Genomic DNA, 21,784 nt, shown 5'->3' on the forward strand with positions numbered 1-21,784 from the left:
TTGCAAATGATATTGACAAACTCCTCCTCCTTGTGGAATGAAACAGCCCTGCCTTGGGAAGGGGGTCGCCGCAGGCGTTCTGATCTTAACCGAACCGTATGGGAGAGGGGATGGGGTCGGTCAGGTCATTGAGCCGCAATTTAGTTTCATCTCTTAGGTGCAGGAAAGTTAACCACAATTTAGGTTAGTTTTTGAGAACAACTGATGAATACTATCTGCCGTGGATACCTCAATTTTATTAAAAACCTTTATTGCTGTCTTTGTTCTTGCAGATGCAGTGGGTAATATACCAATACTTTTGGTTCTTACTAAAGGTATGGAACCAGAAAGCAGAAGCAGAGTTATAGATAAGGCAATTGTAGTGGCGATCGCCGTACTTTTGCTCTTTGCCTTTGCTGGTCAATTTATTTTAAGTTATTTGGACGTCAGCTTGGGGTCGTTGCGAGTCGCTGGGGGACTACTACTGTTGTTAATTGCCCTACGAATGCTTCAAGGAGACTTAGATACACCCGTTATTGATCAAGAGCGTGATGTTGCAATTACTCCTCTTGCCTTGCCACTGCTGGCTGGACCAGGTACTCTGACAACAGTCATGCTCTTGATGTCGGAATCTCCCAACCCACATCTTAGCGTCATCGTGGGTATTGTCGCGGCAATGTTCTGTACTTGGTTGATTTTGCGTTTGGGGAGTGGTATCGACAAGTGGATTGGCGTTGAAGGAGAAGTCATTATCACCCAGCTTTTAGGTTTTTTGCTAGCAGCACTTGCAGTGCAAATTGGCAGTACTGGAATCAAGGAGTTGTTTTTCACTTAATCAACTGCCCTAGAATATACAAAACTTACACACGAACAAGGTAACTATAGTCATTGCGACCGTATCTCCTGCGGAGACGCTACGCGAACGCGCAGCGTGCCGTTAGGCATAGGGAAGCATAAGCCCTAAGTCCTTACGGACACGCTGCGCGAACGGGCACGCTGAGTCCCAAGGGGACACGCGCAAGGGACGCGAACGCAACCCGCTCTTTTAAAGTAGCGCGTGCGTAAGTCCTAATACAGCCAGTGCTATCGTACAAGCAGGAAATGCTGATTTAGATAATTGGGGAGAAAAACAATGAAGCGCGATGAGGTTTTAGCAATTGTCGCAGCTCATCGGCAGCAATTGCAAGCAATGGGGGTGAAGTCTTTAGATTTGTTTGGTTCGGTAGCACGGGATGAAGCTGGTCCAGATAGTGATGTAGACTTTCTGGTAGAGTTTGACCGTCCAGTGGGATTATTTGATTTCAGTAAAGTGCGACTCTACTTAGAGGATGTTTTGGGGTGTTCGGTAGATATGGGAACACAGGATGCTTTGCGGGAACATTTAAGAAAACCTGTTCTGAAGGATGTGATTCGTGCCCTCTAGAGACTGGCGGCTTCGTATTCAAGATATTGTGCAATCCATCGCTGCAATTAGGCAACGTACGGCAGGAATGACGTTTGAGCAATTCCAGGGAAATGAGACAATTGCAAAAGCTGTTTTATACGACTTTATAATTATTGGTGAAGCGGCTATCAACGTTCCCTCTGATATTCAGTCTCGCTACCCCGACATTCCCTGGCGTATTATGGGTGACATGAGGAATGTAATGGCTCATGAATACTTCCAAGTCACGTTGAGAATAGTTTGGAACACTATCGAAAATGACCTTCCCTCACTGATGCAGCAATTAGAAGAAGTAATCGAGCACGAAGGGATAGGAGAATAGGTTAGTTAGGAGGCGATATCGCATTTCCAAGTTAGGCGATGCGCGCAGCGTCAAGCCTCCGGCTTATCGCGTTAGGTGAGGGGAAAGAAAACAAACCGCCTTAGTGCAGCGTGTCCACAGGACATAGACGAGGACACTTGCGTACGCAGAGAAGTCGAGGGTAATCTTAAACCGGCAAGGGAGTAGTTTAATTACCAGCGCGTACAATGTTCCCGTTTATGCACGGTGGTGCTTGAAAAAGCGGTAGACTAAAAATGACGGAACGTTGGGATAAATCAACTTGGAAACACAAAGAACTGCTTCGTTTTTAGACAGCAACCATTTGCTACTCGCACGCGATCAAGATCTGTTTGAGGTTGTTGGACAAAGAAACTTAAATAGAACAGCGATCGCAACACGTGAAATTAAGCAGGGTGAGGTCATCCATAACATTTTGCCTTACTCATCCAAAACAAATGCAGATTTTTTACAGCTATTTTCAGTTAATTGAACCACAGACTTTAGTAGGAGCACGCTGAGAACAGCCTCTACCCCGTGGTTGATTTACTTGAAAAGCGTTGTTAGTGGATGTTTGAGTGATTTATTAGACACACTAGCTTTGATTTTTACACTCTTGGGATGTATCGAGTTTATTCAAAAACCAAATAGGATTCCTATAAGCAGATGGAAAAAAGCAAACACTGCTATGTGAAGATATGTAAAGCCTGACTTTTTTTTTAAATAACTCTTTTGTTATTTTTAACATTCCTTTACACAGCTTAGTTTACTTATTTCCACCCACTTAGTTCAATTGCTAAGGAGTTATGCTGCTCAATGACCATATCATTAAATAATGACTCTCAAAGATCACCAAACACTCTCCATGCTTTGGGTATAGCAGTGTTGCTTGTCGTCACCCTCATCTGGGGTACGAGCTATCCACTCCTCAAGGGAGCCGTCAGTAGTCTTTCTCCGGCTGCAATATTTGCAACCCGCTTCGCAGTAGCGGCATTGCCTTTCACTCCCTATTTGCGTTTCCTTAATCTTCCCCTGCTACGGGATGGAATCTTCTTAGGACTTGTAATCTTTAGTACCTTAACCCTCCAAACCGTTGGGCTTGAGACTACCTCTGCAAATCGCGCTGCATTCATTGCCAGTTTCAATGTCATCCTAGTTCCTCTGCTGGGGCAACTGCTAGGTCGGCAAGTGTTCCTAAAAACTTTCCTCACCGCAGGAATTGCCATCATTGGCGTTGGAGTGATGTGTTGGGAGAGTGGACAGATTGTTATCGGCGATCTCTTGATGTTAGGCAACGCCTTCCTCTACTCGATCTACATTCTAATGCTTGAGTCCATCACGTCGCGCCACCCCATTTTGCCACTCACAGCGATCCAGCTTTGGGTGATAACGATAGTGTCTTTATTCTGGGGAGCTTCGGATCTGGTTAGACAGCATGAGGCAATTGCTACAAACTTTGGTGTACTATTATATCTTGGTTTAGTTGATACTGCTGCAACTATTGTGCTCCAAGCAGTGGCTCAACGATGGGTTAACGCTTACGAAACGGCGCTAATGTATACGCTTGAGCCGATTTTCGCAGCGGTTTTCTCGTTTCTACTACTGGGAGAGAAACTGGGAGTACGCGGTCTGATTGGTGCAATTCTTGTGCTGGTTGCAATGGTTTTCGGTCAGAGTAAATCTCAGGACGCCGAACAGTACGGCAAAATACAAGTCAACGAACCAATTGTTGCATCGCTCTTGGCTGCGGATACTGAGCCTATTAATGTTTCAGTGTCGCTTCTGAACGCTAACCTCATTGAATCCGAATTCGATTCGTAATCTGTACAAGGAAACAGGATGATAGACTTGGATATCTTCGTAAAAGTAACAAATAAAGGAAAAAGCGTTTTTGCAAGCCGATACTTCCGTAAAGGTGAGACGGTGGTGGTTGGACGCCGAGTCGAAATCTTGCCTGAGAGAACTAATCACTCTTTGCAGATGGATTTTGACCTGCATATAGAATTAGATGAACCTGGACGACTAATCAATCATTCTTGTAGCCCAAACACAGGGGTTCGGAATAATAAATTCGGAGCCTACGATTTCGTTGCATTGGTTGATATTCCTTCCGGAAGCGAGATTACATGGGACTACGAGACAACAGAGTTCGTTTCCATTGCCATTCCAAAATGTTCTTGTGGCTCCCCCGAATGTCGATTAAAGACCCTTGGGTTCAAATTTCTCCCTGTCGAAATCAGGAAAAAGTATGGTGAGTTTATCGCCGATTACCTCAAACCATTTGTTGATGAACCTTTCTGTAGCAATGAGCTAAATGATGCCATGCTGGATTTGGTAGATAAGTGGCACCCCTCTCCTTGATAAGGAGAGGGGCAGGGGGTGAGGTAATCTCGCGTGATGAAGTTCCCCGCATCGGGTTTCTTCCCCACCCTCAACTTTGAAATCACAAATCGCTATCCAGCAATTCCTAGTACTTTCCTTAGCACTACTTGGTCTTCTGATTTGGCTTTGAGGCGACCATTTTCCAAATCTCGAATCCAGCTTTGACTTTTACCTGCCATTTTCGCCAATTCTCTTTGGGAAAGGTTCAGGTTTTTCCTTGCTTGCAAAATCTGTTCACCTAGCAGATATCCTGCTGTGGTTTTTGATTTTATTCGGTTTTTTGCTGTGCGTTGCTTTTTTTCAGATTCACTGGTTTGTTGCTCCCAGTCTGGAGGGAGTGTAAATGACAGAATTCGGGCATTCATGAGCATATTCCACTTGCCACGGGGACCTGCATCCGTCAGGCGTGTTTTTCCGTTGGCGTCGTTAATCCAAAACTCTAACGCATCATCTGGATCTTCAGGAATATCAACCAATTTCGCCCACAAGGGTTGGATCGTCGGTGGGTATGTGACTGGGTCGAAAGCTGGTTTCATGCCATAGTGATTGAGGACTTCCAAATCGTGTTCAAAAGTTCGTAGCAGTCGCTTGCGTTCTTCTCGTTTTCTGCAAGCAAGGGTGACTTTCTCTTCACCGTAAGCAACACGCAGCAAGGTGGGAACTGTAATCCGCTGTTCTTTTCCCATTTTAGTCTTAAACAACAACCACAGCATCAGCCGCGCTGCTCCTTCGTGTTGCTGCCAAATACTCATGACTGTCGTTAACAGGGATTTCGGCAAACTACCATATTGATAAAATGTGGTTCGTTCTTTGCATCCTTGTTTGTTTAGGAAATACTGCGCCCATATACCTGCTCTTACCTTAAAAGTGAGTCCAACCAAATATTTGCACCCCAAGTTATCTTCTTGGAAGTGATGCTGAATTTCTACTAAGTGCCATAAAGGGGTTCCTTCCACTGAAAATCCCCTAACTCGACCTTGTTGGGGCCAATTTAGCGAGGTGATCAGTGAGCAAGTTTGCTGCACCAAGTTTTTCATTAAAGTCAATTTAGCAGCTTTGCTCAGATCTTTGCGTTTCTCTAGCCCCAGATATTTCTCAATTTGGCGATCGTCGATGGTGAAGACTTGCTCACTCGGCTGATCTAAAGCTGTCGCATGAGCTGCAAAAATCAAATGTATACAAGTTGCTCTGATATCCAGCGTCTCAACGACTCCTAGTTCTGTTGCGAGTTCGTTTGCATTGTGTGGTTTGGTGATGTGAAATGCGATCGCCCCTCGCCCCTGGTTAACTTGTCGGCGATAACACGCCCTTCCGTATTCATCAATTTCCCAAGGTAGCGAGGTTCGCTGTGCCAGTACATTGCAAGCCTCCCAGATGACAATTGCTGATGCAAATGGATTATTTCTGGTGTTCGCAAACAAATCTGGGCTAGTCGCATCTCTGATATCTACTTTACATCTCCCCCTTTTCGCCTGCATAGGGATCGGCAAATGAATGGGACAAGTCACTACACATTGAGGTTCGGAATGATAGCCTTCGCAGTTGTTACATAGACTTGGGTCGATCCAGTACTCATTGTTCTCGAATTTAATTGCACCAGTAGGACATTGGGGACGGCAGTTGTCACATCCAACGCAACTGTTGTTAGGAATTGTATAAGGCATAAGGCTTTTTCCTACTTTAATCGTTGAGATGTCTGGCTCAAGTCTCCCCTGGATGTGTCCTCTTAATTGACTACTCACTACTGACTCACCACCACATTATTTTTCCGACAATAAGAAATTTTACTTGCCGTACTACTTAACCACATCCTTATTCAGACCACGCATCCTATTGGAAGCTATTTAAGGCTTGTAACCAGAGCCTAATTTTTAAGATTTCTTACTATCTAATCTTTCATAAATCTTTATATAAGTTTGTTACTAATGAGCTAAACATGATTTTGTAGATTTCATATTTAAAATTTCCTTAAAGAACACTTTTGATAGTTGTCAAATCTTTTCCATTGTTATTGAATAACAATTCGTTGTTGTTTTTGCTAATTACTAATATTAATAATATTTACATGTCTTCACTATGTCATCTACTTTACTTTTTGATCATTCATTTAAATTTATTTCCTTCAAGCAATCAACAATGAGCATTAAAAAAAGTATAAAAATATGCACACTTTATCTTTGACGCTTAATATCTAATATGCTCTAACTTATAAAATATAAGCTTGGGATAAGAAGACAAAATTTCTCAAAATATAATAAGGTATATTGTCAAACTATTAATATTGAGTAATTTCAGACTTTGTTTGTTGATATTAAATCTCATTACTTCTCAACATTTCACGGCTATTTACAAAGATAAGAGTCATTTTTTGTGTCTATCGGAAAGAAAAAATGATAGTTTTCTCTTGATCATTAGGTCATACTACTCAATAGATGCGACGTGAAAAAGCCTATTTCTTAATAAGAGTGAGTTATTCGAGATGTTACAGGGACTCCTAGTTTTAGAGAGAGTATCCCATTTTTATCAATTTGTAGTGCGGGAAGAGAGCAAGATGCTGCCACTTTCCTTTTTTTGCACTTCTTCAGATGCTTTCGTTTGAGAGACAACTATTTTGTTATCTAGATACTCTGAAAAACTATTGGCAAAGAATCGCATTTGATTTTTTTAGTGTGAATATTTACAGATTTTTTGACAAGTCATGAAAATTTAATGAGCGTCCAAATTATATTAAAAAATCCGAAAAATCGAATTTACCTTATGTTAGGATGAGCGTAAAAGTCGATGAGACATGTAAAGAGAGTAGAAGGTAAAATCATGGCAACACTAACAGGATTAACATTTGGTGGTAAAACTTGGACACCCAAATTCGTTCAGGAGATTGACCAAGAAAAATGCATCGGCTGCGGCAGATGTTTTAAAATTTGCGGTCACAATGTATTACTGCTGAAAGCAATGAACGAAGAAGGAGAATTTGTCGAGGATGAGGATGATGATGAAATTGAAAAGAAAGTGATGACTGTTGCTAATCAGGAAAACTGTGTGGGTTGTGAAGCTTGTGCCAGAATTTGTTCCAAAAACTGCTATACTCACTCTGCATTAGATAACTAGAGTTGTTGGGTTGTTCAGAGGTAGGTAAAAGAAGGTGCTGTTTGACAAAAGTGTTAAGTTTGGGTATCTAAAGAACAACTTCTCACTTTAGTAGCAAGGTAACGAGAGGGGAATATTTAAAGTTACAAGAACGTCAAAGCAAAAAGTTCACAGCAAACAAATCCGTAAATCTTAAAGTGTAAGCTATTAACAAACAAAAACTTGCTGCCCAGATAGCTATCATGAATCACCAAGACCCTGAGCGACCTCCTCTGCAACTAGATTCTGTGAAAGTGCAAAGCTCTGGTACTATGAGTTGAGAGATAGTTTTCCGTTTTTTGGGGGAGAGAAGAATTAAAAGATTTTAAAATTCCCCCACATTTTCTAAAAAAAACGTAGACAATAAACTTGGTTAACACAATCGCTTATTGCGTCATTAGTCATTAATTACTAGTCTTGAAAACTAAAGAAATGATAAATGACAAAAAAGACATGACGAAAGATGCTACTAGCAGTTAGCCATGTAAGCAAGAGACATCAAAAGTTACTAGTTATCAGTTACTAATGAAGAATAAATTGATAACTGTTCACTGATAACTGATGACTGATTGAACGATGTTTTACCGACCAAGTATTTATGCAACAAATTCCTGTTTCACTATGGACCCTAGTTGCTGGGATAGTAGTTACAATTCTCAGCATTTGGGTTGGACAAAATCACAGTCTACTACCGATACAAGCATCGCAACAAGCGCCTTTGGTAGACGGGTTTTTTAACGTTATGGTTTCGATTGCTACCGCTCTGTTTTTAGTGGTAGAAGGAACCATTGTGATTTTTTTGGTTAAGTATCGTCACCGTCCAGGAGATGACACGGATGGCGTGCATGTTGAAGGCAACTTACCACTAGAAGTTTTTTGGACAGCAATCCCATCTATTATCGTCCTCTGCTTAGGAATCTACAGCGTTGATGTTTTTAATCGAATGGGAGGGTTTGAAGTGGGGGGTGCTCATAACATGGCTCATAGCCATTCCCCAGCTCATGTTGCCCAAATGCCAGGAAGTGCCATTGCTGCTACCCTGAGTGACGCCTCACAGAATGAGTCAGAAATGGCAGCACCAGCAGGTACTCCTATAATTGGTATTGGCGCAACTCCCACAGAGATAGGTAAACCTGCTGATTTGGTTGTCAACGTCACCGGAATGCAGTTTGCTTGGCTCTTCGACTACCCCGAAAGTGGAGTGAATGCTGGAGAATTACACGTTCCAGTTGGTGCTGACGTGCAACTCAACATTTCTGCAACGGATGTGATTCACTCGTTTTGGGTACCACAATTCCGGCTGAAGCAAGACGCTATTCCTGGAATACCCACCCAACTGCGATTTGTCGCGACAAAACCAGGCGCATATCCAGTAGTTTGTACAGAACTTTGTGGCGGCTACCACGGTTCAATGAGATCACAGGTTGTTGTTCACACGCCTGAAGAGTTTGAAAGCTGGCTTTCTGAAAACCGCATTGCCCAAAAGCAAGACATGCAAAAAGCCGTTGCAGTTAATCCAGCAGACTTATCAACATCAGAGTTTCTCACTCCCTACGCGCAACAAATGGGAGTTGGTTCAACAACTCTGGAGTCATTAGTCATGAGTCATTAGTCATTGGTGACAACAAAGGACAAACAACAAAGGACAAATGACAAAAAAAATATGACCCAAGTAGAACTTCCACGGAACATTCCACCTGAAGACAATCAATCTGGTACTCAGAAGGTTGTTCATCCACACCATCCCAAGGCGTGGAAATGGTACGATTACTTCACATTTAATACTGACCACAAGGTTATTGGTATCCAATACCTGGTTACGGCGTTCTTGTTTTATCTCATCGGTGGACTCATGGCTGTTGTCATGCGTGCCGAATTGGCAACACCAGATGCAGATTTAATTGACCCTAACCTGTATAACGCCTTCATGACCAATCACGGGACGATCATGATTTTCTTATGGATCGTACCCAGTGCAATTGGTGGATTTGGTAACTATCTAGTGCCATTGATGATTGGTGCTAGGGATATGGCTTTCCCCAAGCTGAATGCGATCGCCTTCTGGTTAAACCCACCCGCAGGCTTGCTGCTAGCAGCTAGCTTCATCTTCGGCGGATCGCAATCTGGTTGGACAGCTTACCCACCTCTAAGCTTAGTCACAGCTAACACCGCCCAAAGCCTGTGGATACTTGCCATTGTCTTGGTGGGAACATCCTCAATTTTGGGTTCGTTGAACTTTGTCATCACCATCTGGAAGATGAAAGTTCCCAGCATGAAATGGGATCAATTGCCCTTGTTCTGCTGGGCAATTATGGCAACCTCCGTACTAGCACTTCTCTCCACACCTGTGTTAGCTGCGGGATTGGTGCTGCTGTTGTTTGACCTCAACTTTGGCACATCGTTCTTTAAACCAGATGCAGGCGGTAACGTTGTTATTTACCAGCACTTGTTCTGGTTCTATTCCCACCCGGCAGTTTATCTGATGATTCTGCCTATCTTCGGCATCATGTCCGAGGTGATTCCGGTTCACGCGCGTAAGTCAATTTTTGGGTATAAGGCGATCGCCTATTCCAGTTTGGCAATCTGCGTCGTGGGTTTATTCGTCTGGGTACACCACATGTTTACCAGCGGTACACCCGGTTGGATGCGGATGTTCTTCACAATCTCCACCCTGATTGTTGCTGTTCCTACAGGCGTCAAGATTTTCGGTTGGGTTGCAACCCTGTGGGGCGGTAAAATTCGCTTCACATCAGCCATGCTTTTTGCCCTTGGCTTGTTGTCGATGTTTGTCATGGGTGGCTTAAGCGGCGTGACAATGGGAACAGCCCCCTTTGATGTCCACGTCCACGACACCTACTATGTGGTGGCGCACTTCCACTACGTCTTGTTTGGTGGTTCCGTGTTTGGGATTTACGCCGGAATCTATCACTGGTTCCCCAAAATGACAGGACGGAAGTTGAATGAATCCCTCGGTCGCATTCACTTTATCCTCACCTTCATTGGCACGAATCTCACCTTCCTACCTATGCACGAGTTGGGTTTGCAAGGAATGCCCCGACGAGTTGCGATGTATGATCCGCAATTTGTCAGCCTGAATCAGATTTGTACCATTGGTGCTTACATCTTGGCAGCATCGGTGATTCCCTTCACCATCAACATTCTCTGGAGTTGGGTATCTGGAGCAAAAGCAGGTGATAATCCTTGGAATGCTCTCACCTTAGAATGGACAACCAGTTCCCCACCACTGATTGAAAACTGGGAAGAATTGCCCGTCGTCACTCACGGTCCCTACGACTACGGCTTGAACAATCATAGTACTGAAATACAGTCATCTGTTGCGACTGAAGTTGGTGCTTAGTTAGTCATTTCATTCCCGCTCCCAACCGCCAGGAAAGAAATTTCCTGGCAGATCAGCTCTTGTTAAATCAGTCAACAGTGAACAGTGAACAAGGGGTGGACGAGTCCGTTTCCTACCTGATAACTGGTAACTGATAACTGGTAACTGATAACTGATTGTTGAACACTTATTCACCACACAGACGATATGACTATAGCGACATCGACGAGTCCAGCCCCGCGCGTTGAACATCATCCAGATTTACGAGTCTTAGGGCTATTAGTATTCCTCGTCTCTGAATCTCTGATGTTTGGTGGATTTTTTGCCACTTATTTATTCTTTCGAGGCAGTACCGAAGTTTGGCCTCCAGAAGGAACCGAGGTAGAGTTATTGTTGCCTGCAATTAACACTATTATTCTGGTTTCCAGCAGTTTTGTGATTCACTTGGGTGATACAGCAATCAAAAAGAATGATGTCCAAGGTATGCAGAAGTGGTACAAAATCACCGCTATCATGGGCGCAATTTTCTTGCTGGGTCAAGTTATTGAGTATGTAAGTTTAGGATATGGCATGACAACTAATGTCTTTGCCAATTGTTTTTACTTAATGACTGGATTCCACGGTTTGCACGTTCTTATCGGAGTGTTGTTAATTTTGGGTGTGGTGTGGCGTTCCCGCCGTCCCGGTCACTATTCTGCTACCAAACACACTGGCATTGCAATGGCAGAAATTTATTGGCACTTTGTAGACATCATTTGGATTGTTCTTTTCACCCTGTTGTACATTCTCACCAGGTTTTAAATTGAGAGTCGGGAATAGGAAATGAGTAATACCTATTCCCCATTCCTAAAGGAGAAGTCTTATGAAAGTTGATGCCGAAAGATTTTCATGGTTTGAAGTTCCAGACGACATCAAACAGTTATTGATATTGGCAGCAGAACATTGGCAAAATACTGAAGAATCAGAAAAATATATTAACCAAGCTTTAGCCAAAACGGCAGAAAGCACAGAGGTTTTAGTAGCCGCTTATAGATACTTTTTCTATAAAAATAACTATCACATGGCGTTGCAAACTGCAATTAAAGTTATAGAAAAAATTAAATTTACCGAACAATTACCAGATAATTGGCAGCAAACTAAGCAAATATTAATCAGTCGTAAAGAAGAAGCAAACATTAGATTATATCTAAATGCTTATGCAGCTTCTGGACTGGTCTTGGCAAAGCTAGGAGATATAGAAAAAGCTAAAAAAATTAGCGCTCAAGTCAAGGAAGTAGATGATAAAAATGAGTTCGGAGCAAGTATTGTCTACAATATTTTGACACGTCCAGTCGAAGAAGACGAATGAATTCTAAGTGATCAAGTCTCAAGTTGATGCTCACATTATCATTGACTATACGGTTTAAAACATATGAAAGGAAGGGATTGGCTTGTCACTGAAGACGGGCAGTATCAAACCTGTCAATCTGTCAGAGCATGGGATTTGCTGAGAGATAATTATCGCTTTTATCGATTTCTAACTGAAGTAGAAGATGCCCTCAGTGATACTGAAGATGAAACTAGCCATCTTCCAGAAATTCGGATGCTAGTCAGGCGGTTAATTGTTAACTCCTACTGGGTACAAAGTCGATATTTAGAGCCTTCTTCTAAAACAGGAATCTCAGTTGTACTCCTTTATGATGAGTTAGGTTTTCCATTTACTGTACAAACGGTAACATTGGCACCGGGAACGTCATCAAAAATTCACAATCATGGAACTTGGGGTGTTGTCGCTGTGTTAAAAGGAGAAGAGAGAAATACTTTTTGGCAGCGCACGCCTGATTTAAATTTTCATGACAAAATTGAAAGAACAGGAGAATTAACTTTATTTCCAGGCGATATTATTAGCTATACCCCCGATGCAATTCATCGTGTGGAAGCAGTGGGTACTCAACCGACTGTGACTTTCAATATTTATGGCGAAACTCGTATGCAAGAACGTTTTGAGTTTGATACAGTTAGCCATATTGCTAGAAACTTTTAATCTTCTAATTTCTCTGCGTTTTTCTGTAGTTCCAAAAAGCCCCATACCGGGTTTTTGTAAGAAATTAACCAATTAGGAGATATTATGGCAACAGTCATTTTCTATGAAAAACCAGGCTGTCAAGGTGGTACTAAGCAAAAAACTCTGCTCACAGCCGCAGGTCATGAAGTGATAGCCTACAACTTGCTCACACAACCTTGGACTGCTGAACGTTTACGCTCATTTTTTGGCGATCGCCCTGTATCTGAATGGTTCAATCGTGCCGCTACACGGGTAAAATCTGGTGAGATCATTCCAGAAAATTTGGATGCCCAAACAGCCTTGATGCTGATGCTAAAAGAGCCATTGTTGATTCGTCGTCCTTTGATTGAAGTGGGCGATCGCCGTGAAGTCGGCTTTGAGGTAGAAAAAATAGATGCTTGGATTGGCTTAAAGCCCAAGGATGCAACTCTTAAAGAAATTACTGAAACGCTGATGAACCAAGATTTGCAAACTTGTTCCCACAAGCATGAACACAAACATGAGCCAGGTTCGTGTAAGCACTAGATGAGTTTATTGACTGCTGATATAGCTTGGGTGCATCGCTGAAACGCAATGCGCCCTTTTTGTTCTTGATCAAATTATGTCTTTAGAGAGATTATACCGCTTCTGATGTTGCGTGCAATACACAGATGTAGAGACGTAATATGTAACGTGCTCTACATTATTCGTGGTGATGTATGTGATTCAAATGAGAATCGCTATATACATATATTCCAAAAATTAGTTTGTTAAAAACAATACTCTATTTAAGATAAGGTTAAATACCATGAAATCAATACGGGTAAACTGATGGAAGATCAAAATCAAAAAGACAAGGACAACTTTCTTTACCCTCGTGGTCGCTACTATGGTCAATTTAAGCCAGAAAACTTAGTATTTAATGCCAATCTCCAACAATTCGCTCAAAAAATAGGCTATATCACGTCCTTAGAAACGTCTGGGAAAATCTCTCCGTTAGATGCTTACAACCAGATTAAAGCGCTTTGGAAACAGTTAAAACGCAGCAAAAAAGAGCTTGGTATTGGCAACGAACCACCAAGTGAACCAGAATCACCAGATGTTACGTGAAATCCGATGAATCACATAACCATATCTTAATCCAAAAGATCTGACTTTAATGTACGACAAGCTTAGTAAAACCCTTGTTGTATTTCCTCTGCAACCCGCTTAAGCCGACGCAGTTGACTTTGCATATCTTCTTTTGTCCAATTTTGGGCAAAGGTTTTGAAACCCCAACTTACCAGAGGGTTGGGAATCTGGAACTCAAAGCGGTTAACCAGACGTGTTCCTTTGTCTAGGGGTTGACATTCCCAAGCGTCACGCCCTTTAAAAAAACCCTGGAACTCCCACACAACCAAACCCGGCTGTCTTTCCACGACTGTGCTATCCAATGTCGGTTTTATGATTGGTATTTGAATCACAAACCGACTTTTGCTACCAACATTGGTACTCCACACACCAACAGGTTCGCAACGCAAGACGGGATTCAGCCAGCGATGCATGAGAGTATTTTCGGTAATGCAGCGTTCCACGGTTGTGGCTGTGGCATTAATTTGAATTGATTGTTCAAAGACTTGAGACATTCCACATCTTAATTTGGTATGGCTGCATTTAGAGTACCGCGAAACTCTGCACTGCCAACAGATTTGTAAATTAAGAACTCGGAATTTGGAGTATCTCCTCCACGCCTACGCTGCGCTTTGCGCTTACGCTTGCGTGCGCTTTCTTTGCCCATACGCGCCCCAGGAGTGCTGCACATACTGAATTTTATTAGTATTGAAATCAATCAGTACAGTTGATGTTAAGCGTTAAGAGTTCCCTGTTCAGAGTTCCCTATTCCCTATTAAGAGTTCCCTATTAAGAGTTAAGCGTTAAGAGTTCCCTGTTCCCTAGCGAAACTAGTAAGTATGGCTCCGCCACGCAAGCTAACATAAACCAAACCGGATTCCTACATATGGTATAAATACTTTATTGTTTGATAAAACGAAAAAAAAAAGTATCAAAGTCCAAAAATCACTGCTAATATTCATTTTTCTGTAGAACTTTGCTGGTAAATTTATAGACAAAACACTGATAACTTACGGAATTGTAGGATTATCGGGACTTTCGACATCAGAAGCATCTAAGGTGTTTTCTGCAATAACACTCAACTTTAATTTTGAACAACCATGAACACAACTTGGCAACAAATAACCCAGGTGATGGAGGTTGATTTGTCAATGAGGGTGCAATATTTATTAGCACAATTATTAGCACAATCGCCAACGTTACCATCGGAACGACCCGATGCGGTCACTTACCTGCAAGGAACTGTACAACAGGTACTTAATTTTATGCCCCGTTTGCTGGGAGCAGTGCTAATTTTATTAATTGGCTGGCTGATTGCTGCTATTGTATCTGCTGTAGTACGCTCCCTCCTCAAACGCACCAATATAGACAACCGCATTGCTTCGGGGATAGCGGGTGGTCGGGATGTTCCTCAAGTGGAGTCAATTATCTCCGGCATAGTCTTCTGGAGTATCCTACTTTTAACAATAGTTGCCGTTTTAGATACGTTACAACTTAGAGTTGCTTCTCAGCCGCTCAACAGTTTTCTCAATCAAATTGGTGACTTCTTACCCAGACTTGTGAGTGCAGCGGTGATCTTAGGAGTCGCCTGGTTAGTGGCTAGTCTAGTCAAGCTGATAACCACACGCGGACTACAAGCGTTGCGGGTAGACGAACGATTAAATCCACCACAAGACGATGGGCTAAATCTCAGTAACTTGTCTGTCAGTGAGACGATTGGTAATGCTCTATATTGGTTTATCTTTTTAGTCTTTCTCGTCCCGTTACTTGAGAACTTAGGGTTAAACCAAGCATTACTACCAGTACAATCTCTTGTCACACAGATTATCTCAATTGTGCCCAATATTTTGGGTGCAACGTTAATTGCTGTGATTGGCTGGTTTGTGGCTAACATCGTGCGTCGGATTGTCACAAACTTACTGGCGACAACGGGAATCGACAGTTTGGGAAGTCGGTTTGGATTCAGTGGAGTTTCAGGAACGCAATCCTTATCGAAGATTATCGGTACAATTGTCTATGTTTTAATTTTGATTCCTGTCGCAATTGCAGCACTCAATCAACTGCAAATTGAAGCGATTTCCGTACCGGCAATCTCGATGCTGCAACAGATTCTCAATGCACTGCCGAGTATCTTTACAGCAATAGCTATTTTGATTGTTGCCTATTTTGTTGGGCGGTTTGTAGCAGAACTAGTGACCAACATCCTCACAAGTATAGGATTTAACAACATCTTCTCTGTTCTCGGTCTGCCATCACCCACCAGACGAGTCGTTATTCCACAAGAACCAACAGCACCTGGGATATCAAACCGCACCCCGTCGGAAATTGTCGGCATTATCGTCCTTGTCGGCATTATGCTGTTTGCAACTTTGGCAGCGGTTAATATCCTGAACATTCCAGCGCTGACAGTGTTGGTGACTGGTATTGTGATAGTGTTGGGGCGGATTTTGGCTGGATTGGTCGTATTCGCTATAGGTTTGTTTTTGGCAAATCTTGCTTTCAGCATTATTAGCAGTTCTGGTAATCGCCAAGCACGGGTTTTGGCACAGCTCACCCGGATTGCTATTATTGCCTTTGTATCTGCGATGGCGCTGCAACAGATTGGTGTTGCTAGTGATATTGTGAATTTGGCTTTTGGACTTTTACTGGGAGCGATCGCCGTTGCCATTGCATTATCGTTTGGTTTAGGTGCTCGCGATATTGCCAGATCACAAGTCCAAGAGTGGCTTGACTCCTTCAAAGGAAAAAATTAACTAACTGTTTGCACTCAAGACGGACGTTCACGCCTTAAAGTTGCATACTTACCTGTGAATCTTGTCAAGAGTCAAGAGTGATTCTCAATTAGAGAACTCTTGGCTCTTGAATACTTGAAGAGAAAACCCTGCAATTTCAAATGTTTCAACCGATTTGTTTAATGTGTAAATTTTTATGACTAGGAAAATTAGAAAGCAAGATTTAGGTGTAAAATTATAGAGCAAAACAACAAATAAGGGAAACAAACAGTCAAACTCACAGAGATCGAAGTAAAATAAAGAAGTGCAATTTCACTAATCGTTGGGATTATTAAAAAAAGTTTTGCAGCAGACAAGCAGCTTTTTCTTGACTCAGAATCGGGAATGCAAAAACAGCTGTTATTTTTCAGAAAACATTTTGAGATTTTCAGAAAAGATTTCGGGAATTACCCTTGAGTGGGTTGTAGTTAGCATTGAGACTAAGACTTGGCTGAGCATGAATTGTAAGACCATGAGTAGGAGAGGATAGCACCGTGGGCAGACAGCGCGTTATAGTACTGGCTCCTTCGTGACTGGCGTTGAGGTTACATTCGTTGTAGCGACTAAACGTTAATCTTACCTCCTATAGCCTCCTATCCGTACAACCTCAAAGGGTGGTTTCCGGCTAAGAGTCTTCGACTAGAAGTTGGAAAGGTTTTCAAGTGTTTACTCATAACTCATCTACTTATGCTTAATCAAAATCGTCCAAATGCTCTAATCACCAAGAGCCAGCTTAAGAAATTGGCTTGTGCTATAGGAATTGCTGGTGTCAGTACCCTCATCGCTTTTCCTGTATTAGCCAAATTCTATGCTCCCATGTATCTTTTTCAGCCTTCTGCTCATCGTAACTATCCCTACCGCAACTCTGACAAGACTATTGCTGATACACTTAGCCAAAATAGTAAATTTGCCAATCTTTATCATGAGTTGAAACAAGCAGGTCTTCTCAAAGATTTGAAGCAAGGTAATTACACAATCTTTGCTCCTACCAATGAAGCCTTTAATGCTTTACCTAAAAACGTCTTTGAGCGATATAGCCAAAGCCAAAATCGGCTCAGAGTGCTGAAGTATCATTTGGTTGCTAGTGAAATTAAAGCTAAAGACGCAAAAGAGCTAAATGGTAAATTAATCACAACTGTTGAAGGTGACCAAATCAAAATAACTGTTGATCCACAAGACACAGTCAAGCTGAATGATGCTACTGGTAAGCATCCCTCTATCAAAGCCAGCAATGGTGTGATTATTGAAGTTGACAAGGTACTTCTACCCCGTGGCTTGTAGAACTCCACTTTTAGGGGTGGGCGATGAGGATCATCGCTTGTGTAACACACTGCTCATGAACCTTGTGATGTGTTACGCCAAGTTGCATTGAACGTAACTTGGCATTTTGCCTCGTTCCCAGTCTCAGACTGGGAATACCTATTTGGAGGCTTAGCCTCCCTTAATCAAACTAAAGTTCACACCAATGGGCACAGACAGCATGCTGTCTGTGCCCAACTTTGTTTTGTGGTGTGTGTGGTTTATTGCCAATTCCCCACTAGTACAAACGGTGCCCAGAAATGGGGGTGAGTGTATTCCCGATTTTTAAGATCCACCTGATTTTTGAGAGCCAATTGTGCTTGTTGCAAGGCTTGTGCTTTATTTATATTTGTCTTCCTGGCTTGCTCTAACTGGCGATAAAATTGACCCATGACTTCAGCAGTACTTTTATCCTCTACAGTCCAGAGTGTCGCCAGTGTACTGCGCGCCCCAGAACGCACCGCGACTCCAGCCAGTCCTAAAGCTGCTCGCCTGTCTCCACTTGCTGTCTCGCAAGCACTGAGAACCAATAATTCGATTGGTGTCTTCTGGTATTGGGTGTTGTCTCGCAGTAAGCCACCCAACTCTTTAACATTGATGCGGCGATCCCAAGCGAGGATAAAGGTATCCTCAACCTTAGAACTAAACTGACCATGAGTTGCTAGATGGACTATGGGAGGAACACGAGAAGCAACAGTCTGTTTTTGGATCTCAGCGCTTGTAAATTTATCGTTGAGGAGTTCCTGAGATGAAACGCCAAATTTTTCGATTTGTTTGAGTTCCTCTTCTACGTTACCTAATGGTTTAAAACCCTCATGTGCGGGGAAATTCGGGCGGATTTTGCTGAGTCCTGCTGTTAAGGCTCTTAAACCAACCTTTGAAATTGGTTTTGGATTCACTAGCTGCAAACCAGGTGTTAAAGCAATGGCATACTTTTCTAGTAGATACTGCTTGCCATCGTAAAGGACACCCATAGGGATATTCCGCAAGTCTCCATCGAGTACAAAAGCCAAAGTCTTGACTTTACTTTTTGCCAACTCTGCTTCCACTGGTTGAATCATCCAATCATACAATTGTTTGTATGTGGGTAAAAAGTCCTCGACTTTACTGTCAGCACCGATGAGAGAACCCCGCACATCATTGACAGTTTGCTCAAGTTCTCCTGGACGAAGAGGAGCTGTATGAAGGGTTAAAGGTTGATTTGGTAGGCTCAAAATAACCTCTAAGCGGTCTTGCAAAGCAATTGTATAGATAACTGCTGCTGTTTTATCTATTTGATCAATCTCTTGAGGTTTTGCTTCTACACAAGATTCTCGGAAAAAGTTGTTTATTTCAGCTAATTGCAGAGATTCGATCACGGTACGAGCTTGATCTATGTATTCCTGACTTTTCTTATTGTCACCAGCTTGTTTTAATGAATCTGCCTCTTTTAAATCTAACTCAACTAACTGTCGATAAACTGGTTCAACATTGTCCCGAAAAGAAAACTGTACTTCTGGGTTGATTGCTACTAATTCGCTGCGTAACGACTGAAGGGCATGATATGCTGCGGTGTAAGCGGCGATCGCATTTGCAGTCTTTCCTTGATCTCTACGTATTCGCCCCAACTGCCAGGAAAATTGGTAAGCTATGTCTGGTGTTGAAAAGCTGGGAGCTATATTCAGAGCCTGTTTTGTCAATTCTTCTGCTTTGGCTAAATCTCGCGTCGGTCGAGTCAGTTCATACAGTCCGCCACGATTTCCCAAAGCATTAGCTTCGGCTCTTTTGTCTCCCAAACTTCTGGCTTGTTCTGCAGCTTTCGCCAATATTCTATCAACTTCGTCAAAGGTTGGGAGTTTGGAATTAGCCTTGAGTGTGAAGTTTTCTTGTTGAGCTAATTTGAGTACATTCTCAGCAAAATTGATTTGTAGGTACACTCCCGTGCGACTAGCAGACAAGTTGTTCAGTTGAGGATTGAGCCTGTTCCATAATTCTTCTGCTTGTGATAAAATTGGCAGATTTTCTGCTTCTGACAAGTTCTCCGCTTCTGGTGTTTCTGACGATTTTTTTGGTTTCAACTGACTCAACAACAGGTTCAGTTGATTCAATTGTGCTTGTTGTTGTGCAGTTGGTGATGGAGACAGCTTTATAACCTCGCTGTAAGAATCCAGTGCTTTTTGTTCATAACTTATTCGTGTGCTGCGAAGAATTTTATTTACTTCAGCTAAATCACGTGCTGTATTGCCTAAACTCAGATAAACAGCAGCTTGCTCTTGGGGAGAATTCAATTTTTGAGCCTGCTTTAAACTTGTTTCCAAAATCATTTGAGACTGCTCTAATTGACCTACGAATCGCAGCAGTTCCCCTAGACTTCGCAATGCCACGACTCTAGATAAAGAAGGAGATTTATCGGCAACAACTTGCAGCCTTTGCTTTAAAATTTCTGTCTTGGGTTTATTGAATTCCGGTTTATCCAAGTCATTGAGTTCCTGACAATTACTCACTCCAATATCTTGATTTAAAACTTCCAATAAAGTACTACAAGCACGAGGAGACAGACCCAAATCTTGCATTGCTTGAGCCTGATTAATCTTGCTTTGTGCTAATTTCTCCTGTTCACTAGTTTGACTGTATATTTTACTAGCTTGTTGCCAAGCGTTGAGAGCATCGGCTGTTTGACCCAATTCTCTTTGTAAAGATCCCTGAATATCCAAACTTTGAGCCAGGATTTTTAATTCTTCTTTTCCTTTTGATGCTGTTTTCAAAAGTGCTAAGCTGTCTTCAATCGCTTTTTTCGCTTGCTCCCACTCTCCCAGTTGTTGATAAGTCAAAGAGAGATTGCTTAACGCCATTGCCTGGTTTAGTTTATCTCCAATGGTCGCAAAAACTTGTGCTGTTTGTTTCCAAGCCGCCGCCGCTTCAGTAAACTTTCCACTCTGATACAGCTTGACAGCCTTGTTTGCTAGCTGTTCAGCATCGTATGAAGATTGGACAATCGAGGTTGGTGAAGAAACTTTGGCAGCAACAACAGGCGAAACTCCTGAGAGGATAAATAATAGAGCTGCGAGAACAAGAGAACGCCTCTTATATATTCTTTTGAAAAAATTTTGTATTTTCCTGGGTAGAAGTTTTTGTTTCATTATATTTTAGTCCTGATGTCAAAATGTTAAGTAACTCGGTACAAATAAGGGAACTCCCAGATGTTTATATTTATGCTCGCACTACCTTAATAAAATTGGGATGCTCCCTACAAATAAAGTTATAAGCCTTAAACTCGTGCGCAAGAAACAGCTAGGAACATATGAAAGAAACACCATCCTCCTTCTTAAAAGTTAAGCGTTAAGAGTTAAGCGTTAAGAGTTCCCTGTTCCCTGTTCCCTGTTCCCTGTTCCCTGTTCCCTGTTCCCTGTTCTCTGTTCTCTGTTCTCTGTTCCCTGTTCCCTGTTCCCTGTTCCCTGTTCCCTGTGTTTCTTGAAAGATAGAGAGCAAATGGCAGATGCATTTTATGGGTTTTGAGTATTTTACGTTTAATTTGGCTGCTCTACTTGTGAAGAATTTTTATCTCACCGCAGCACAACTACTCGCAGGTGTTTGTTGCTGACGTTGCGGACCTGTTTTGGTGGGATCATAACCTACCAGCAGCACCTCACCTTTTTCGTTAAATATCCAGCCTTGGGCTGGTATTATGCGTTTGACAGTTGGACTCTTAGATGGCTGATCCACAGTTACAGTTATTGAATTTGTTGTCGTGCTAGGCTTGACCAAATCCACACGCACATTGTCACTGCTGAGGATTTTCTTAGGATCAGTTGGAATTCCCCCACGTCCGATGATGGTAAAGCTGCTACCAAAACCTTTGGTAAAAGGATTTTGGGCTATTTGCTGTGCGGGGTCAATAACAGTTTCTGATAATTCAAATAACCCACGGGTGGGGTCAACATCTGGGGTGATAATGTTGATAGTACCACTCAAGTTTGGATTGTTTTGAGAAATAGCTGTGATGTCATTCGTAGGT

Annotated in this window: 20 protein-coding genes and 1 pseudogene; 16 read left to right on the forward strand and 5 right to left on the reverse strand. The window is 42.3% G+C overall.

Features of this window, described 5'->3' with window-relative positions; translation table 11 throughout:
* Window positions 1-220 precede the first annotated feature (220 nt).
* From DP116_RS13155 to DP116_RS13180, 6 genes are all read left to right on the forward strand, one after another.
* Complete coding sequence (locus DP116_RS13155) at window positions 221-814, forward strand: MarC family protein (protein ID WP_169155616.1); 594 nt, start codon at window positions 221-223, stop codon at window positions 812-814.
* A gap of 297 nt (window positions 815-1,111) precedes the next feature.
* Window positions 1,112-1,402, forward strand: coding sequence for a nucleotidyltransferase family protein (locus DP116_RS13160; RefSeq protein ID WP_169155617.1), 291 nt, complete (start codon window positions 1,112-1,114; stop codon window positions 1,400-1,402).
* Window positions 1,392-1,745 carry a HepT-like ribonuclease domain-containing protein gene (locus DP116_RS13165; RefSeq protein WP_169155618.1) on the forward strand — a complete coding sequence of 118 codons (354 nt, stop codon included), beginning with the start codon at window positions 1,392-1,394 and terminating at the stop codon, window positions 1,743-1,745. The genes DP116_RS13160 and DP116_RS13165 overlap by 11 nt, the downstream gene beginning before the upstream one ends.
* Before the next feature lie 280 nt (window positions 1,746-2,025).
* A complete protein-coding gene (locus DP116_RS13170; protein WP_169155619.1) occupies window positions 2,026-2,235 on the forward strand; it encodes a hypothetical protein in 210 nt (69 codons plus the stop codon).
* 323 nt (window positions 2,236-2,558) lie between these two features.
* Window positions 2,559-3,563, forward strand: a complete 1,005-nt coding sequence (locus tag DP116_RS13175) for a DMT family transporter (RefSeq protein WP_169155620.1) — start codon at window positions 2,559-2,561, stop codon at window positions 3,561-3,563.
* An 18-nt stretch (window positions 3,564-3,581) separates the two neighbouring features.
* Window positions 3,582-4,103 carry an SET domain-containing protein-lysine N-methyltransferase gene (locus DP116_RS13180; protein WP_169155621.1) on the forward strand — a complete coding sequence of 174 codons (522 nt, stop codon included), beginning with the start codon at window positions 3,582-3,584 and terminating at the stop codon, window positions 4,101-4,103.
* 92 nt (window positions 4,104-4,195) lie between these two features.
* Here DP116_RS13180 and DP116_RS13185 read toward each other — a convergent pair whose 3' ends face one another.
* The gene (locus DP116_RS13185; protein ID WP_169155634.1) at window positions 4,196-5,788 is read right to left on the reverse strand and encodes a helix-turn-helix domain-containing protein; all 1,593 of its coding nucleotides are present in this window, start codon (window positions 5,786-5,788) and stop codon (window positions 4,196-4,198) included.
* Window positions 5,789-6,938: 1,150 nt separating this feature from the next.
* Between DP116_RS13185 and fdxB the strand changes: the two genes are divergently transcribed.
* The 8 genes from fdxB (at window position 6,939) to DP116_RS13225 (ending at window position 13,720) form a co-directional block, all read left to right on the forward strand.
* Complete coding sequence (gene fdxB, locus DP116_RS13190; protein ID WP_048869629.1) at window positions 6,939-7,232, forward strand: ferredoxin III, nif-specific; 294 nt, start codon at window positions 6,939-6,941, stop codon at window positions 7,230-7,232.
* Window positions 7,233-7,848: 616 nt separating this feature from the next.
* Window positions 7,849-8,862: a cytochrome c oxidase subunit II gene (locus DP116_RS13195; RefSeq protein WP_169155622.1), complete on the forward strand. Its 1,014-nt coding sequence runs from the start codon at window positions 7,849-7,851 to the stop codon at window positions 8,860-8,862.
* 51 nt (window positions 8,863-8,913) lie between these two features.
* On the forward strand, window positions 8,914-10,608 hold the full coding sequence (ctaD, locus tag DP116_RS13200; protein ID WP_169155623.1) for a cytochrome c oxidase subunit I: 1,695 nt from the start codon (window positions 8,914-8,916) through the stop codon (window positions 10,606-10,608).
* Window positions 10,609-10,794: 186 nt separating this feature from the next.
* Window positions 10,795-11,388 (forward strand): cytochrome c oxidase subunit 3, encoded by a 594-nt coding sequence (locus DP116_RS13205; protein WP_169155624.1) that lies wholly within the window; start codon window positions 10,795-10,797, stop codon window positions 11,386-11,388.
* Between the two features lie 61 nt (window positions 11,389-11,449).
* The gene (locus tag DP116_RS13210) at window positions 11,450-11,935 is read left to right on the forward strand and encodes a hypothetical protein (protein ID WP_169155625.1); all 486 of its coding nucleotides are present in this window, start codon (window positions 11,450-11,452) and stop codon (window positions 11,933-11,935) included.
* Between the two features lie 63 nt (window positions 11,936-11,998).
* Entirely contained in the window at window positions 11,999-12,610 is a 612-nt protein-coding gene (locus DP116_RS13215; RefSeq protein WP_048869624.1) for a cysteine dioxygenase family protein, read from the forward strand.
* An 84-nt stretch (window positions 12,611-12,694) separates the two neighbouring features.
* Complete coding sequence (locus DP116_RS13220; RefSeq protein ID WP_169155626.1) at window positions 12,695-13,156, forward strand: ArsC/Spx/MgsR family protein; 462 nt, start codon at window positions 12,695-12,697, stop codon at window positions 13,154-13,156.
* Window positions 13,157-13,441: 285 nt separating this feature from the next.
* Complete coding sequence (locus DP116_RS13225; protein WP_169155627.1) at window positions 13,442-13,720, forward strand: DUF7219 family protein; 279 nt, start codon at window positions 13,442-13,444, stop codon at window positions 13,718-13,720.
* A gap of 62 nt (window positions 13,721-13,782) precedes the next feature.
* Here the strand turns inward: DP116_RS13225 and DP116_RS13230 are convergent, their stop codons facing one another.
* Both DP116_RS13230 and DP116_RS13235 read right to left on the reverse strand, forming a co-directional pair.
* On the reverse strand, window positions 13,783-14,235 hold the full coding sequence (locus DP116_RS13230) for an SRPBCC family protein (RefSeq protein ID WP_169155628.1): 453 nt from the start codon (window positions 14,233-14,235) through the stop codon (window positions 13,783-13,785).
* A gap of 8 nt (window positions 14,236-14,243) precedes the next feature.
* The gene (locus DP116_RS13235; RefSeq protein WP_169155629.1) at window positions 14,244-14,411 is read right to left on the reverse strand and encodes a hypothetical protein; all 168 of its coding nucleotides are present in this window, start codon (window positions 14,409-14,411) and stop codon (window positions 14,244-14,246) included.
* A 409-nt stretch (window positions 14,412-14,820) separates the two neighbouring features.
* On the opposite strand from DP116_RS13235, the gene DP116_RS13240 reads away from it, so the two are divergent.
* The gene (locus DP116_RS13240) at window positions 14,821-16,473 is read left to right on the forward strand and encodes a mechanosensitive ion channel (protein ID WP_169155630.1); all 1,653 of its coding nucleotides are present in this window, start codon (window positions 14,821-14,823) and stop codon (window positions 16,471-16,473) included.
* Window positions 16,474-17,178: 705 nt separating this feature from the next.
* Entirely contained in the window at window positions 17,179-17,772 is a 594-nt protein-coding gene (locus DP116_RS13245) for a fasciclin domain-containing protein (RefSeq protein WP_169155631.1), read from the forward strand.
* Window positions 17,773-18,011: 239 nt separating this feature from the next.
* Here DP116_RS13245 and DP116_RS13250 read toward each other — a convergent pair whose 3' ends face one another.
* Together DP116_RS13250 and DP116_RS13255 are read right to left on the reverse strand one after the other, a co-directional pair.
* Window positions 18,012-20,909, reverse strand: coding sequence for a CHAT domain-containing protein (locus DP116_RS13250; RefSeq protein ID WP_169155632.1), 2,898 nt, complete (start codon window positions 20,907-20,909; stop codon window positions 18,012-18,014).
* Between the two features lie 418 nt (window positions 20,910-21,327).
* A pseudogene (locus tag DP116_RS13255) lies at window positions 21,328-21,784 on the reverse strand (S-layer family protein); the annotation flags it as partial.

Source organism: Brasilonema bromeliae SPC951 (genome assembly GCF_012912135.1).
Classification (GTDB): Bacteria; Cyanobacteriota; Cyanobacteriia; order Cyanobacteriales; family Nostocaceae; genus Brasilonema; species Brasilonema bromeliae.

Bases quoted from the DNA above. Each gene is read 5' to 3' on its own strand.
- DP116_RS13205 (WP_169155624.1), top strand. From the start codon at position 10,795: ATGACTATAGCGACATCGACGAGTCCAGCCCCGCGCGTTGAACATCAT.
- DP116_RS13235 (WP_169155629.1), bottom strand. From the start codon at position 14,411: ATGTGCAGCACTCCTGGGGCGCGTATGGGCAAAGAAAGCGCACGCAAG.
- DP116_RS13175 (WP_169155620.1), top strand. From the start codon at position 2,559: ATGACCATATCATTAAATAATGACTCTCAAAGATCACCAAACACTCTC.
- DP116_RS13220 (WP_169155626.1), top strand. From the start codon at position 12,695: ATGGCAACAGTCATTTTCTATGAAAAACCAGGCTGTCAAGGTGGTACT.
- DP116_RS13250 (WP_169155632.1), bottom strand. From the start codon at position 20,909: ATGAAACAAAAACTTCTACCCAGGAAAATACAAAATTTTTTCAAAAGA.
- DP116_RS13215 (WP_048869624.1), top strand. From the start codon at position 11,999: ATGAAAGGAAGGGATTGGCTTGTCACTGAAGACGGGCAGTATCAAACC.
- DP116_RS13180 (WP_169155621.1), top strand. From the start codon at position 3,582: ATGATAGACTTGGATATCTTCGTAAAAGTAACAAATAAAGGAAAAAGC.
- DP116_RS13240 (WP_169155630.1), top strand. From the start codon at position 14,821: ATGAACACAACTTGGCAACAAATAACCCAGGTGATGGAGGTTGATTTG.
- DP116_RS13160 (WP_169155617.1), top strand. From the start codon at position 1,112: ATGAAGCGCGATGAGGTTTTAGCAATTGTCGCAGCTCATCGGCAGCAA.
- fdxB (WP_048869629.1), top strand. From the start codon at position 6,939: ATGGCAACACTAACAGGATTAACATTTGGTGGTAAAACTTGGACACCC.
- DP116_RS13225 (WP_169155627.1), top strand. From the start codon at position 13,442: ATGGAAGATCAAAATCAAAAAGACAAGGACAACTTTCTTTACCCTCGT.
- DP116_RS13245 (WP_169155631.1), top strand. From the start codon at position 17,179: ATGCTTAATCAAAATCGTCCAAATGCTCTAATCACCAAGAGCCAGCTT.
- DP116_RS13230 (WP_169155628.1), bottom strand. From the start codon at position 14,235: ATGTCTCAAGTCTTTGAACAATCAATTCAAATTAATGCCACAGCCACA.
- DP116_RS13210 (WP_169155625.1), top strand. From the start codon at position 11,450: ATGAAAGTTGATGCCGAAAGATTTTCATGGTTTGAAGTTCCAGACGAC.
- DP116_RS13185 (WP_169155634.1), bottom strand. From the start codon at position 5,788: ATGCCTTATACAATTCCTAACAACAGTTGCGTTGGATGTGACAACTGC.
- ctaD (WP_169155623.1), top strand. From the start codon at position 8,914: ATGACCCAAGTAGAACTTCCACGGAACATTCCACCTGAAGACAATCAA.
- DP116_RS13195 (WP_169155622.1), top strand. From the start codon at position 7,849: ATGCAACAAATTCCTGTTTCACTATGGACCCTAGTTGCTGGGATAGTA.